The 17006-nt window shown below is 27.6% G+C and carries 7 protein-coding genes; 2 read left to right on the top strand and 5 right to left on the bottom strand.

Translation table 11 applies throughout. The features are described 5' to 3' along the window. Positions 1–1075: 1075 nt before the first annotated feature. The 3 genes from cysB to HACICURV3402_RS01430 form a co-directional block, all read right to left on the bottom strand. A complete protein-coding gene (cysB, locus tag HACICURV3402_RS01440; RefSeq protein WP_157992582.1) occupies positions 1076–2050 on the bottom strand; it encodes an HTH-type transcriptional regulator CysB in 975 nt (324 codons plus the stop codon). A gap of 1275 nt (positions 2051–3325) precedes the next feature. Beyond that, on the bottom strand, positions 3326–5923 hold the full coding sequence (gene topA, locus HACICURV3402_RS01435) for a type I DNA topoisomerase (protein WP_157992581.1): 2598 nt from the start codon (positions 5921–5923) through the stop codon (positions 3326–3328). Positions 5924–7541: 1618 nt separating this feature from the next. Next, positions 7542–7955, bottom strand: coding sequence for a DNA polymerase III subunit psi (locus tag HACICURV3402_RS01430; RefSeq protein ID WP_157992580.1), 414 nt, complete (start codon positions 7953–7955; stop codon positions 7542–7544). Positions 7956–8247: 292 nt separating this feature from the next. Here HACICURV3402_RS01430 and rsmC point away from each other — a divergent pair, with 292 nt between their 5' ends. Continuing rightward, positions 8248–9267, top strand: a complete 1020-nt coding sequence (gene rsmC / locus HACICURV3402_RS01425; RefSeq protein ID WP_157992579.1) for a 16S rRNA (guanine(1207)-N(2))-methyltransferase RsmC — start codon at positions 8248–8250, stop codon at positions 9265–9267. Between the two features lie 2372 nt (positions 9268–11639). Here rsmC and HACICURV3402_RS01420 read toward each other — a convergent pair. After that, positions 11640–12860, bottom strand: a complete 1221-nt coding sequence (locus HACICURV3402_RS01420) for a multifunctional CCA addition/repair protein (protein ID WP_157992578.1) — start codon at positions 12858–12860, stop codon at positions 11640–11642. A 1334-nt stretch (positions 12861–14194) separates the two neighbouring features. Here HACICURV3402_RS01420 and sohB point away from each other — a divergent pair. Continuing rightward, complete coding sequence (sohB, locus tag HACICURV3402_RS01415) at positions 14195–15223, top strand: protease SohB (protein ID WP_157992577.1); 1029 nt, start codon at positions 14195–14197, stop codon at positions 15221–15223. 613 nt (positions 15224–15836) lie between these two features. Here the strand turns inward: sohB and orn are convergent. Continuing rightward, positions 15837–16382 carry an oligoribonuclease gene (orn, locus tag HACICURV3402_RS01410; protein ID WP_157992576.1) on the bottom strand — a complete coding sequence of 182 codons (546 nt, stop codon included), beginning with the start codon at positions 16380–16382 and terminating at the stop codon, positions 15837–15839. Positions 16383–17006 lie beyond the last annotated feature (624 nt).

Below are 17006 nucleotides of genomic sequence, written 5' to 3'. Positions count from 1 at the left end.
TTTGATATCAATAAAATTAATTTTTAGTTGGTAATAATCAATTTATAAAAAAGATACGCTCTGAACCTCAAGGATCAGAGTCAATTTAGAATAAGATAAAACTAAATTGATTGAGAAACAAAAACCCTGTAACCTCAATAAAAATGACAAAATTCATATATGTGATAATAAGGAAAAACTAGATCAATATAAAAAAAATTCATTTTAATGATACAGCTATATCATTTGATGATTCTATAATCACTGATGTATGAACATTTATGTATAATCGATTTTTCTAGCAAGTTTTAAAAGAATGAGAAAGATATATTATAGAGATAATATATTTCATATATATTTATTTACTTTAGTTCAGTAATAATATATCACTCTTATTATTAATCTTATTATAGAAATATATCCTTTTTATAAAATCACACGATACAACAACATTTATATTAAAAATTAAAATATCATTCTAGCTAATTCTATCTTAATTTTTTCACTGTACTACATTTAAAATCTGCTAACAATCAGATTATCTATAATCAGGTTATCTATAATGATAGGTATATTTTCTATACTCACATAAAACTCAATATCTCACGTTATTTCAAAACATTGTCAAAATATAATATATTTAAAGATCATTTTTGACATGTCATGCCCGAAATCTAGTATCCTAACAAAAGAAAAATACTTCTTATATTGTATCTTACAGTCACTATAATTTCTTTTTCAATTTTATTTAATAAAATTTATAAATAATCTCCTTAATTAATTCTATTATTCAAGTAATAACCTTACATAATTAATTTTATATATTATTGCACTCATCTTATGAAAACCAGGTGGTTAGTTACAACCTTGCTGAATGCTTTAGTCTCAACTGATTGCAGAAAAAAATGAATAATTTATTCTAATAGAAATGTAATTATTAACTACATTCTTTTTAAATGGATCAGAGTTAAGTAGATTAACTAATGAAAAAAAGCTGAAATAATATAAAAAGACCTTGATAATAATAAAAATTATTAATCCTTATTTTTATACACTCAATGAATTATTTCATCTTGTTTTTTCTACGTTACAAACGCTACTTCTTTGGTAGTTCAAGATCTTTAAGCATTTCTTCTATATCATTATTAGTACGTAAAGATATAGCCGTATCTACAACATTACGGACTAAGTGAGGAGCAAAACTCTGAATAAAATCATACATATAATTACGAAGAAAAGTGCTACGGCGGAAACCAATTTTAGTTGTGCTAAAATTAAATAGGTCTTCTGCGTTAACTCTGACTAAATCAAGATCAGAAACTGGATCTACCGCCATGCTCGCAATAACCCCTACACCAAGACCTAGTCTTACATAAGTCTTAATTACATCAGCGTCAGTGGCGGTCAAAATAATATGTGGCGTTAATCCAGAACGATAAAATGCAATATCAAGCTCTGAACGACCCGTAAAACCAAAAGTATAAGTAACTAATGGATATTTAGCAAGATCTTCAATAGAAATTGAACCTTTAAAGGCTAAAGGGTGATCAGATTTAACAATAATAGAACGATTCCAATGATAACAGGGTAACATGATTAAATCATCATATAAATGCAAAGCTTCAGTAGCAATCACAAAATCAGAATTTCCTTGGCAGACTGACTCAGCAATCTGAGTGGGAGAACCTTGATGCATGTGCAACGATACATCCGGGTATCGATTAATAAACTTTTTAATTGTTTCAGGTAAGGCATAACGTGCTTGAGTATGTGTAGTAGCTACATACAATGAACCTTTATTAGGACAAGTATATTCACCTGCTACAGATTTAATCGAATCTATTTTCGACATAATATCGCGTGCAATGCGAATAATATCAACCCCTGCTGAAGTGATTGTAGTCAAATGCTTTCCGCTACGAGAAAAAATCTGAATACCTAATTCATCTTCCAGCATTCGTACTTGCTTACTAATACCAGGTTGTGAAGTATAAAGTCCTTCAGCGGTTGAAGATATATTTAAATTATGATTAACTACTTCGACAATATAACGTAACTGCTGCAATTTCATTTTGTGTTCCATCTTGTTTGGAGCCACATACAAAAACTTGGATATTAGCTTAATGAACCACTTTGATAAGCTTTTTCTATAAACAAAGTTCCATATATATTATATTATATCAAATTTGCTAAATTTGTATAGCACCGAATCAGGATAAGGAGTTGTCACATTAATCAAAAAAAACACAGTGTAGTAAGCACCTTGAAGCTAGGACTTGTATTTAAGAACACGAATATTATTTAACATCGCTATCATACTATTGATTAATATAGTAAAAGAACAAACTTTCATTATTTTGAGATAATTATTATACTGAGCTTGTGTATTATACAGTACAATAATATATTGTGCAGAAAGATATGAATAAACAAAGTGTTATTTTAACTTCGTATAAAATTATTAATTCTACTATTTTTTAATAATTTTTATTTCTTCTGTGATCATATAAACGTTAATCTTATAGTCCATTGATGTATTATAACTCTGATTAAGTTAGTTATGATTTTATATCAGAATCCATTCTATATTTATGTTTAAAATTACAGATATTATTTATAATATTCAATCTTCTGTATTTACAAGCACTATTAAAATGTATCCTCTTCTAGAATATAAAAAAAATATAACTTACACCGCCGCGCTATAACTGAAGAATAAAACATAATATGACATTATAAATAAAACTATATTAAATAGTTTATCTTATTTTTTCTAATTGACATTCATGGGATATGGTATAAATCTTCTATCAGTCGTTATATTTAAAATAACCACTACTGATTAATTCTAAAAAAATTTTCATTTTACATTAAGTTTTAAGATATAATATTCACTCAGTAATTACTACAAATAAAGTGATACCTGTCATTCATAACAATGAAATAACATTCATTCAGAAGAATCAATAAGAACTCTATTCTTTATTTACTGCAATATCTAAAGATAACATTCTAAAATTTAGAATTTTAACATTTATCAATATGGTATATCTATAATTAAAATGCTACCATTTGATCAATCTAATACACATTATTTATCTCTTTTATCGTGCGTTGCTTTAACCAAAGCATATAACAAATTCACAGAAATTAAACACTCATATATAGATAAACGCATTATTATATTCTAAATTTCTGTTATTATCTCTAATAATCTTAAACTAAAGAGAAATGGATATTAAATACAGAATTACTATATTCTATAAATATCTAAACAAATATAGAGCAGATTTCTTATAAAAATAATAAGATATTTTAAACGTAGAGAAGAGTCAATATTTATCATTTAATGTTTTACTTCTTTCCACCGACCATCAATAAAATATGCAAACCAACCAGTTTTTTTCCCGTTTTGTTCAGTAAGAACAAACTGTGTTTTATTTTTGCGACTAAAACGAACTATAGATGGATTACCATCTCTATCTATCACAGGTGCATTAGCTAAGTAATGCAGGTTTGTTGGCAAACGATCTCGATAAAGTCGTAACTCTTCAACTTTAGGTGATCTAGTTTCACGTGACTTAGGAAAGGTGTTAGCAGCTAGAAAAATACCTGACGCACTTTGACGTAAGACAAAGTAAGCATCTGAAGTTTGACAGCGCAACTCTGGTAATGGCACTGGATCTAATTTCGGTGGAGCTACATTCCCATTTCTCAAAACTTTTCGTGTATTTTTACAATGTTCGTTCAAGCAAGCCATATATTTTCCATAACGACCAACTTTCATAGACATTTCTGATCCACATCTTTCACATAAAACTGAAAGCTCAGTACGGCCTTGTGTTTTAAACTCACCATACTGAATTTCATAACCATTACACGCAGGATTTTGACCACATACATATAGTTTACGTTGATAATCAATTAAATAACAATCCATAATCGTATTACATAGTAAACATCGTCGTCTGATACGATATGTATGAGTTGATTCTTGATTATTTTCTAAAGTATTAAAAACTTCGTTATCTGGAATGAGATTAATAGTATTTTTACACCGAGAAATAGTAGGTAACGCATAAGAGGAGCAACCAAGGAAAACCCCAGTAGTTGCAGTACGAATCCCCATTTGACCTCTACAAACCGGACATTCTATAGATGTAGGAACCATTTTATTAAGCTGCATACCACCTATTTCAGGATTCATTTCGGCTTTTTCTAGATGTTTACTAAAATTTCGAAAAAAATTATCTAAGACTTCCTTCCATTCTACTTGGTTATGTGCGACTTGATCTAAACTATCTTCCATATTCGCAGTAAAGCTATAATCCATTAAATCAGGAAAGTTATCTATTAATCGATCAGTAACGATTTCACCTATTTTCTCAGCATAAAAACGGCGGTTTTCTATCCTAACATATCCACGTTGCTGAATAGTCGAAATAATAGAAGAATAAGTTGATGGGCGACCAATACCTCTTTTTTCAAGATCATGAACTAATAAAGCCTCACTAAACCTAGATGGTGGTTTAGTAAATCGCTGAGTTGGTACAAGATTTTTTAAAATTAAAACACTTCCAACCTTCATTGTAGGAAAGATTCCATTATCAGTGCGGTCTCCTGTCACTGACAGTAATCGCGTCCATCCATCAAAAAACAACACTCTCTCTTTCGCTTTAAGTGTAAAATTAGAAGCTTCTACAATTAATGTTCGAGTATTATATATTGCAGGTATCATTTGACAAGACACAAATTGACTCCAAATTAACTTATAGAGTTTTTTAGCATCTTCAGACATATCATTAAGTTGTGAAAAAAGAACTTTTACATCTGATGGACGAATTGCTTCATGAGCTTCATGCGAATGCTTAGCGCTATTATATAGGTTTTTTTCTTTCGGTAAGTATTTCTTACCAAAGACTATCTCAATATGGTCACGTGCCATAGTTAAAGAATCTTGGCTTAAATTAGTTGAATCAGTGCGCATGTAAGTGATATAACCAGCCTCATAAAGATGTTGAGCCATAACCATAGTATGGTGAACACTAAAACCCAATTGTGTACTAGAGGCTTGCTGAAGCGTTGAAGTAATAAACGGTGCGCTAGGATTTCTTATAGAGCGTTTATCTTCACAACAGGTCACTTTAAAACAAGCTGTTTTTAACACCTCTAGAGCAATATGGATTTGAGATTCTTTACTTGGAGAAAATGCTTGTCTTGATTGATGAGTAACCTGCATCCGAAGACTAATGCCTTCTAAAGTAGCTAATTCAGCATGTAAGAGCCAATACTCTTCAGGTTCAAAAGACTTAATCTCACGCTCGCGTTCTACAATTAAACGAACCGCTACTGATTGTACGCGACCAGCAGAGAGACCCCGTGCAATCTTTTTCCACAGTATAGGAGAAATCATATAACCCACTACACGATCCATAAATCTCCGTGCTTGCTGTGCATAAACGCGATTAATATTTAATATACTTGGATGATGAAATGCTTGGCAGATAGAATTTTTAGTGATTTCGTTAAAAACGATGCGTTTATAACGCGTTTTGTCTCCGCCAATAACTTCTTGTAAATGCCAAGCAATAGCTTCGCCTTCTCGATCCAAATCGGTTGCAAGATAGATAAATGTAGATTGCTCAGCTAATATTTTAAGCGCGGACACCACTTTTTCTTTTCCAGGTAATATCCGGTAATGAGCTTGCCAACCATTAAAAGGGTCAATGCCCATGCGACTCACTAAAGATTTATTTGTATCTTTTTTATTTTTATTCCCTACGTTACCAGAGTGACCGTAAATATTTTTTTTTTCTATCTTTCTACTAGTCGGCAAGTCACGAATATGACCAAGACTAGATGTCACCACATAATCCTTTCCAAGATACTTATTAATTGTTTTTGCTTTGGCCGGAGACTCAACTATTACTAACACTTTTCTCATAGTTACCTTGCCTAATTAACACTATATGAAGCCATAGGCTCTTTCTTGATAAAAATTCTCAATGATATAATTTAAAATAGTGATTTTAGATGAAATAATTACCATCTATTTAGATTATAGATAGGATTGACTTATTAATAAATTCTCTTCAGCCTTATATACAGCTTGTACATCAATACTGAGTCTTGATAACATTGGTATGAGAGAAATCTCTGTCATTATTTATTTAAATAATCTAATAGTTATATGATTTTTTTATCAAAACAACACGAATTAATATTAAACAAACAGATATTTAATAGAAATCTATACACAATATATGGTATTACCATACTAATTTGTACTACAAGTAAAAGAATAGTCACAAACTCATGTTATATTTAAAATCATGATCCTATCATTTATTGTATGGTACTACATACAATCTATATATTAAATATTCTTATATGTTCTCATACATAATTTTCCTGCTAGGCTCTTCCCTTAAAGGAAGAATATACATATAATTTCCATTATTTAATTTATTAATTTAATCTAGATTTTTAACCAAAAATTTTTTAAAACTTATAGCCTACATTGAATTTTAAATAACTAAGAAATAGTATTTACAATATATACTTCTTTAGTTATGGTTAACTACTTAACATTCTTTTTAATTTTATAAATTATAAATAAGCATATAGAATTTTAACATGACATATCTATCAATAATTTATATTATTTAATTTTATCTTAAAATATGCAATCACATCAGAATCTTATAATCTATCTTTGTACATATAATCAGTCCTATGTCTATAAATATCAATCAAATGTAAAATAGATGAGAGATATTTTTAAATATTCTTAACAGTCTTTTTATTTCTGAAAAATAAATTTCATATCAACAATTTCATCTTAAATCTTTAAACATAGTTGAATCAATAAAAATAATTTCATAATGAAATTATTGTTTAAGACATGAATAATTTATAACAATATTCATGCGGATATCAATTAAAGTTAAAGTTATATTAATCTCATTAAAAACATTAGATAATAAGATAATAGTAATATACTTTATTTGATCATATCTTAATCATCGATAGCATCTAATGCTATATTTCTATAATACCATTAGCATTCATATTAAATACAACATAAAAAAAGAAAAAAGTAGTAACAGTTTGTAGAAATAAAAAATTTTAAAATCATATATTCATTCTACTCTCTTAGAGACAGCGCTTCTCCTTCTTTAAGTCTTAGGAGAAATAAAAAAATAAAAAAACAACCAGTATAACGTAAAGAATTATGATGATAAATTATTAATAATGACGAAAAGACTAATTTTTACATATCTACATTTGATATCCATACTAAAAATATTAGAGACATATACTTTCATCACCTTACACCACACTATCATAAATTGTCTTATTATTGATAGAAATATATATCATAAGTTAAATAGATTTACGCAATTTCAGCGTCAATCTTATTATCAAAATAAATTCTTTATCAACAATAAAATTGTTAGTCAAAATTCAATTTAATTCAATTACAAATTTTATTTACTGTTCTTGTTGATTTTAAAATAGTCAAACAGTCTTATCAAAAATAAATTAAGAGAATTTAATAATTATTGTATATTATGAACTATATCCAAATTAGATAAATAAATTTGTTTCCATAATTCCTTTTTTTCTTCTCTATCGTTAGCGAGCTTCTCTAATATAGAAGAGGTAATAATAATTCCAGTTGATTCACTTGGAATTTGTGTTCCCAAATACCATTTATTATAAAAGATATCTTTTGGTAACATTTTTATCTGACGAGGAGATAATATCTGAACCTGTCCCATATTTAGGTTCATGGCGCGTAACACATCCATGAGTAAAGTATTATTCCTCAATATTAGTCTATGCGACACAATAACTAATCGTGTCATAACAGGTAAAGTTATAGCCATTTCACCTTGAAATACGTGATAATGACGAATCGTATATGGTATAATGCCCATATGATCTAAAATCTGGTTACGTCTGAGAGACATTAGACGCTCCTAATATTATGATATTATTTTTTATATATACTTAATCAATTTATATTTACAATATAAACTATTTTAGTAGATATCACATACCTATTCCTCTTATTAGTATGAAGAAAATAAATTAGTATTGACTCAAATAATATAAAAACATTGTATTTTTTCTGATTTATACCTAGAATAAAATTCTTCTAAAATGAGAAATATAAGAAACAATCTAATTATAATTACTTTATCTAGGATAATAACTGCTATACTTAAACAGTTGCTACGGTGGTCTTCTAGGAAAATTTAGATGTCTAAATTAACTCCAGCCAGTATTCTCATATCACGAAACTACCATATATTTACTAAGCGTCATGTATTTTTTGCAGGTAATTTACAGGATTCCCTACCCGGTTTCTTAAAAACTGCACAGAGTTTTGCACATACTCAACAATATCATCACTGGCAAACTTTACAACCTCTGCTTAACAAGCGAGTTTATTATAGCCTTATGATTACTAGAGACATGGTATCACAGTGTGATACCATAATATATTTTTGGCCTAAAAATAAACGAGAAGCAGACTTTCAATTACAAAATCTTCTCTCCCTTCTTCCAATTGGCAGTGATATTTTCATTGTTGGAGAAAATCGGAGCGGAGTTCGTGGAGTAGAAAAAATCATTATACACTCCTTAAATCTTAAAAAAATTGATAACGGATGCCGATCTAGTCTTTATCAGGGAACTCTGAACTTAAATTCATCTTTTAATGAAAAATTATTTTGGAATGAATATAAAATTAATAATATAATTTTAAAAAGTTTACCTGGAGTATTTGGTTTTAAGGGTCTTGATATGGGAAGCCAGTTACTAATATCCACTTTAAATAAAAATATAAACGGTAAAGTATTAGATGTTGGTTGTGGCACAGGAGTGATCTCTGCTTGTTTATTGAGTCGATCACCTCAAGTTCATCTTACATTAATTGATGTCAATGCCGCAGCGATTGCGGCTAGTCGGGCTACATTATTGTCAAACTGTTTTACCGGTAAAGTATATTGTAGTAATCTTTACTCGAATGTTAATGAGCGATTTCATATGATTATATCTAACCCACCGTTTCATACTGGTCTAAAAACCAATTTAGAAATAGCATATAAATTAATTAAAGATGCACCAAAATTTTTATATAAACATGGAGAGCTTCGAATTGTGGCTAATTCTTTCCTTCCTTATCCAAAAATTTTAGATGATACTTTTGGCAACCATCAAATTCTTGCGAAAAATCAATCATTCAAGGTTTATCGTTCTATAAAAAATTTAGTTTAATTAAAATTAAATACCTATCTGATTATAGATAAAATTACACTTACATCTCGTAGGCTAACTATTAATGCCCTGAGAAAGATATTCTTTTCTAGTCAGAACTAAACTTATGACAAACCTAAAATATAACCGAACCTAATAAAAGTGATTTTTTGTAAGAAAACTACTACTTATATCAAAAATAAAATTTTGTATCAAAAGTAAAATTAAACTTTAATAAACTAAATTACATGATATTTTTTCTTATTAAGAAAAATAAAAGGTTTATTTGATAAAGACGGGCTTCATTCTAAACTACAATGTTATCTGATCCTACAAAAAGATAATAATTTTCCCTTTACTATGTACTATGTAACTACCATTTAATAACTCTAAATTATTTTATTGCACTATAAAAGTTTGATTAAATGAGTGATAAAACTATCATACGCATGTCAACATCATAAAAAATTTAGATGACTACGACTTTTCTAATATAATTTAAATCTTTTTCTATGAAAAAGTCTTAATATTCTAATCTGTTAATGTAGACATATGGTTGTTTTAAACAAATCATATATACAAAATATTCCTATAAAATATTGATTCTTTTTTCCTTATTCAGTTAACTATACAAACATTTTATGATAGCTAATAAATAAAAAAATGTAATAAGTATTAATATATGAATATTTATATATCATCACCTATCAACAGACAGTAAGTAAATATAATTTTATAATTGTTAAAATCCATTCTCGCCTACTGCGATGGGTCATTCCTTTCTATGTACCTTTATTAAAATTTTATATATAGTATTCATGATATTTTACATATTGATATGAATTACATTACCACCATTTATGTTGATAAACAATAGAATATGAGATATTTAATATATCTCTAAACTATCAATTTTACATATCTCAGGCACTACAAAAAATCAACATTCAAAATTTTGATCATCTTCGATATCTTAAGATTTATACACTTGTACTAAAAAATCTTTATAAGAGTTTGTATTCTTGTCTAGTAATTAAAACACTTTGATTATAATAATACTATATGTTATGTGTATAATACATTATTTAATCCCTCTATTCAATCTATCTTGAATATATTGTAAAATACTAAAAGTAATTCAAGTTCGCGTTATTCTTTTAAAATATTTAAATATGTCTTTCTAATCTTGTGCTTACTAGTAGATTTTGATCATCATACTCAATTTATAGTATAAATAAAGAAAGTTGCCAAATAGCTGGAATTAAAAAAAACCAATTAATCCAGTAACATTAAAATAAAAAATTAAAAAATATATTTTTGTAATCTTATCAGACGAGTTTGCAAACAATAATCATGATAATCAATTCTTTCTTTACATGGTTCTTTTATTTTTTAATAACCTAGTAATCACCAATAAAAAAAATCATAAATTGCAGTGGATTAAGAAAAATCACTAAACAAGTGATCAAACCTAATATCCATAAACTATAATACTAAATGTATCTTTATATTCAATGAACTCATATTATTATGTTTACAGAACATGAATAATAAAATCCTCAAATAACTCAATGAATGACTAAAATCATCAAATTTATTAATCTTTGATACTTATTTACACAAGTTAAATAAAAATTAAAAAAGAATATAATATTTTGAGACAAGGTAAAATAATGGAAAATTAGCTTTTTTAATTTCTTTGTCAGTATGCAATTCATAAAATGTTAATTACAATAGACATCAGTTAGAATAGCTAATCTAGTGAACATAATAATAACCACCAAATTTTGTATTACCATAGTCATCCAAAACAATCATAAAATTCTAGACATATGATCTGAATATTAATTTAAAAATAACATACGATATTAACCATCATGCGATCAGATAGTTAGTAAACTATTCAACACATTGTTTGACTCTTGAACATAAAGAGTGAAAAAAAATATTTTTGTATAAACTATAATCGGATAAAGTTTTTTAGGAAAATTTAATATGATGCAAATTTTAGATCAAACGAATTAGAAGTAAAAAACTCATCTATAACTACGATCGTTTCTATCCTTAACTCCACAAAGATAAAAATATTATTATTCATAGAAGAGAATAACATGGGTTTCGATAATAGATAGCAACAAACATCTTATGCGATAATATTTCTTATAAATAAAAAAATAAATAATTGAGTTACGTTTTAAAAACATTCTATTTATTAATATAATATATTGAGTTAAGTTTCAATTTAAAAATTACTTTATCCTATTAAAGTTATTACTAACTTAAATAACAAAAAAAACTATATATTATTTATAATTCACGTAATAACCTCTACAAAGAATATAAGGTGATCTCAGAATAGATTAAAAAATATTTTCTACATGAATAAATTATATCTATATGTCTTGCCATTTTGTGAGCATTGAAATACGACGACGCATTAGTTCATGATAAATGTCTTTACCTTCAAATCCCCTATATAAAATCTCCTTTATCGACACATGTTGCACTGCCCCCCATGCTTGGAGAAGATATTCACTCTTCTTATAAGAGAAATTTATAGAATCACTATTTAGACGGGAAACTATTTCACTAACTAAAGCTATTTTATTTACACGCGATGGTTTTCTCCAGGCATCAATTTTATTAAATAAACCTATTAATTCATAAGGCGAGCGCAACTGGATTGTATCGACAATATGATGAAACTTTATCACTACCATTGCGAAATTGCGTAAAGCATGAGGAACAGATAATCGCATACATAAAGAACTAATCAGAAGAGTCCTATATACATTCAATTCGTCATAGCTAACCCATGTGATATGTCGTAAAGATACTAAAGATAAATCATACAATAAAATGGAAAAACGGATGTCTATGTCTGTAGTTAATTTAGCTGCAATGGATAACGCCATGGGAGAATGAAGATAAATTTGTGGTTTTGACGTTTTATATCTTTTAGAAACAAGACTATTGATGGTGTTTAATTCTGGAAAAAGAACTGTAAGAGAACCACACAATTGCAAAACTTGAAAAAAAACATCAGGATTTTTAGTATGCAAAGCGGCTATTAATTCCTTCCATATTCTTTCCGAAGGAAGAGAACAAAGTTCGCCATTGTTTGACATTCGCTTCATTATCGCCAAGGTTTCATCAACAATATGAAAATTCAGATGAGCCAAAGATGCAGAAAAGCGCGCTACGCGTAATACACGCAATGGGTCTTCGTAAAAAGAAGAAGAGACATGGCGTAGTTTTCGATTCTGTAAATCAATTATTCCACCATGCGGGTCATAGTACTTACCATTTTGATCCTGAGCAATAGCATTGATAGTGAGATCACGACGAGCTAAATCTTGTTCTAAAGTGACCTCTGGTGATGCATGACAAATAAATCCAGTGTATCCTGGAGAAGTTTTTCTCTCAGTACGAGCCAGTGCGTATTCTTCACCGGTGTTAGGATGGAGAAAAACTGGAAAATTACGACCAACTTTCTTATATCCTAAATCTATCATCTTTTGATATGAGCTCCCTACTACAAGCCAATCTTTATCTTTCAATGGTAAATCTAGTAATTGATTACGTATTGCACCACCAACAAGATATATTTTCACCATAACGCCTACAAAATTATGAAAAAATCAATTTAATCAACCTAACTGAACTTCATACACTAAAGCTAACTCTTTTGATAAAATTTTTGCATCAACTTATGATCTTGAATTGTTGTATATACTACTATATAATTCTAAATATTCGTTAATGCCAATATATTGTATGTAGTTAAAGTAATTGTATACTATACGATATCAAGTTATTCTATTCAGTGAATATCCTTCGATTTTTTATCAGTAACAAGCAATTTTCTTAATGTATTCTAATAAAGACATAATCTATCACTTTTCTGTGACATCTACTAAAACTGTAAATTTTTATCAACTAATTTTATTGGAAATTTGCACACTTAGTGACATTAGAAAGGAATTTTCCTTATAATATATATTACGAACTATTACTTATTTTTATTGATTTAATACTAATACAGTTCATCTATATAGAGGGTTATTCTAATGACTAGAATGATATTAAATATACTATCTTGAGAACCAAAGATAGCAATAGAGTACAATATTGTCTAGATTTAAAAAAACCATTAATTATTAATGTTTTATAGATCATACTATAAAAAGTTTATTTGATGGATAAAGAAAAAAAAGAACAAAATAATTAATCATCAGTTAAAAAATAATAACCTAGTGAATGAAAGATAAAACATAACAAAAATATACTTACTTTATGATACTAAAGTAAGATCCCTTTATATGACTAATTGCCCCTTAACTGGGTTTCGATATTTACAACGATGAGTAGAAGATATATCAAGAGAAAATATTGCTAATAAATTTTCAAAAACGAGATTTATACATCTTATTCCCAAAAACATTGCTAAAAGATCTATTCGCATGATAGATACACTACTGTTCTAATCTTAAACTATTCAAATTAAATGCAATTAGCTTAACATTTAAAAAACATCTTTTTAGTCATCCTAAAAAGGAGTATATTAATATCATCCCTTTATTGTAGTAAATAACATAATATAAAGCATAACTATCACTGCAGTAATAATCGCTTATCACATGACTGCATGATAACATCATATTACACCATGATTAATATTGAATGTTAAAATTACTATGATTACTTAATAATATACTATTGATTAGAAGTTTATTCTTCAATATATTAAATTATGTATCCATATATACAATATCTTTTATACATCAAGACTTATTGAGATATTTACATAAAAATCAAATATTTATTGATTAGTACAAGTAACTATACTACTTCATATTTTATACACTAATTAGTGAGAAACTTAATATTTAAGTTAAAATAAACTTACTCAATTTCTAGTTAATTAATATAATTTAAGGTGAACTGAGTGAATATACTCTCTTTATATGGACTTTTTCTTGCAAAGACACTCACTGTAGTCGTGTCGATATCAGCAATAGCAATAATTATTACCAATTTAACTAAACGTAACAATGCTCCAACTGGAAAACTAAAATTAACTAGGTTAGATGAAGGTTATATTGAAATTCAGCATAACATGTGTTTAGCAAAAATGACATCTTCACAAAAAAAAATATGGAAAAAAGAATTTAATAAGAAAAAGCAGAAAGAAGAAAAAATAAATAAAAAACAAAACCGATTGCAACAAAGTCTAGAAATACACAAACCAACACTATACGTCCTTGATTTTCAAGGAAGCTTAGATGCTAGAGAAGTCTCTTCATTACGAAGAGAGATTTCTGCTGTGCTCTCTGTAGCTAAAAAAGGAGATGAAGTTCTATTGCGCTTAGAGAGCCCAGGCGGATTAGTTCACGGCTATGGCCTAGCCGCATTTCAGTTACAGCGTTTACGAAATCAATCTATACCACTTACGATTTCTGTAGATAAAATTGCTACAAGCGGTGGGTACATGATGGCTTGCGTAGCTAATCATATTATTGCTGCTCCATTTTCACTTATTGGTTCTATTGGTGTAGTGGCACAAATTCCTAATTTTAACCGTCTGTTAAAACGGAATGAAATTGATATTGAGCTCCATACAGCGGGTAAATATAAACGAACATTAACTCTTTTTGGTGAAAATAGCGAAGAAGGACGTGAAAAATTCCGAGATGATCTAAATCAAACTTATTTACTATTCAAAAAGTTTGTAGGCGAAATGCGACCTAAGTTAAATATAGAAACAGTATCAACTGGAGCTCATTGGTATGGATCTCAAGCTTTAGAAAAAGGACTTATAGATGAAATTGGTACTAGCGATGATTTTATTATTAATAAAATGGCTACATACCAAATTCTATCAGTCTGTTATATGCGTCATAAAAAAGTCATTGATCGTTTAATACATAAACTTTCTTATAGTGTTAAAAGTTTACTTAAATTTTTAATAATCTAGCTATTTCTATTTATAATAATTAATAATAATAAATATATAATTATAATTAGCTGATTATTACTAATTATCTTTCATTATGTGACTCAATAAAGATGTGAATAGTTAATAAAACTCCAGTCTTGAAACAATTCAAATAATATGGACTGAATATGATTTCACTGTTTTAAAGTTATATTTTTATAGGATATCTTTGTATTTTTTTAATTCAATTAGGTTTTATACAAAAAATTAGGTTTTATACAAGATATGTATATTCTATGCTTAATAAAATTAATATGACATGCTTTAATCAATTTTTATAAAATTTTCTATCACTGAAGATCCTAATTCTTATTCTTTATATAAAAAAATATCTCTTGAATTAAAGAGTATGTATAAATGAGGATTAACAAATCTTCATATGTTAAATTAATTTTCTTATATGAAAATTATCTGTTCTCTGATTATATCATATTAATTAATAAATAAAAAAATTTTACTTTTGATAAATATATTTTTTCTAAAATTCAATTTTTTTATAACATATTATATATTAATAACAATAAAATATTGGAAGTAAAGGCAGTAAATTTAAATCGCTATTAATACGATTAGTATGTATTTATGTATCGTCTTACGTCCTGATAAAATTCTTACGATAGTAATTTAATTCTGCTATAGATTCATAAATATCATCTAATGCATTATGTTTATTATTTTTTTTAAATCCATGTAAAATATCTGGTCTCCAACGAGCGACAAGTTCCTTAAGAACGCTAATATCTAAGGATCGATAATGAAAATAAGATTCTAATTCTGGCATATATTTACGTAAGAATCGACGATCTTGTCCAATGCTGTTACCACAAATAGGTGAACTATAACGTGGAATACGTGGTTTCAAAAATTCTATAGTTGCTAGTTCTGCAAAACGTTCATTAAATATACTTGATCGCACTCGTTCTACTAAGCCGCTTTTAGTATGAGTCCTTATGTTCCAGTCATCCATAGATCTAAGATGCTTTTCGTTCTGATGAATAGCTAAAACTGGTCCTTCAACAATAAAACTTAGATTATTATCAGTTAAAAGCGTAGCTATTTCAAGAATACGATCGTTCTCTGGATTTAGACCGGTCATTTCAAGATCAATCCAGATCAGATTATGAATATTTTCAGTCATAACTAATCCTGGTTAAAATTGTAACAGATTACAACTATTAATTAATACTAGAGTGTACATAATTAATTTGAAATTTAATCTATAGGACCCAGTAGTAATTATCCAGCATGTTATTCTGCATTAATGTATCATTCATATATTATAATCCATGCAATACTGTACATTGATCTCTTAAAAATACACATATATGATAAATACACGTTTTATGATTATATATATTGTAATCAAATTTACTACTAAGACTAGAAGGAATTATATAACAAGAAATGCATTCCCCATCTAACGAATAATTCAATATTTTCAGTATGTTATTCATTTTTAATGAGAACATAAATTACTTCTTTTTTAAAAAATCTTCCCTATATTTGATCATACACAATAGATGATAAATAACTTTTATGAATAAAAGAATTGATTATTACCGGAACCTATAACAATCAAAACTCTAATATAGAGTAAATCATCTAATATTACAACATTGAACAGAATGTTGTTAATTCAATAAAAACTTTTACCATCTTTCATAAATTTGAATATAAAATGATTATTAATGTATAATTTTCTAAAACTTATTTTATTTTATATTAAAATCCCTGAATTTATTAAATAAACACCTTTTTTGAA

It is taken from the genome of Candidatus Erwinia haradaeae (assembly GCF_900698925.1).
GTDB lineage: Bacteria > Pseudomonadota > Gammaproteobacteria > Enterobacterales > Enterobacteriaceae > Erwinia_E > Erwinia_E haradaeae_I.
The sequence above is the reverse complement of the archived record's forward strand: the minus strand, read 5'-3'. Positions and strand labels throughout refer to the sequence as shown.

Excerpts from the sequence above, each read along its gene's own strand:
- cysB (WP_157992582.1), bottom strand. The coding sequence starts at position 2,050 with ATGAAATTGCAGCAGTTACGTTATATTGTCGAAGTAGTTAATCATAAT.
- topA (WP_157992581.1), bottom strand. The coding sequence starts at position 5,923 with ATGAGAAAAGTGTTAGTAATAGTTGAGTCTCCGGCCAAAGCAAAAACA.
- HACICURV3402_RS01430 (WP_157992580.1), bottom strand. The coding sequence starts at position 7,955 with ATGTCTCTCAGACGTAACCAGATTTTAGATCATATGGGCATTATACCA.
- rsmC (WP_157992579.1), top strand. The coding sequence starts at position 8,248 with ATGTCTAAATTAACTCCAGCCAGTATTCTCATATCACGAAACTACCAT.
- orn (WP_157992576.1), bottom strand. The coding sequence starts at position 16,382 with ATGACTGAAAATATTCATAATCTGATCTGGATTGATCTTGAAATGACC.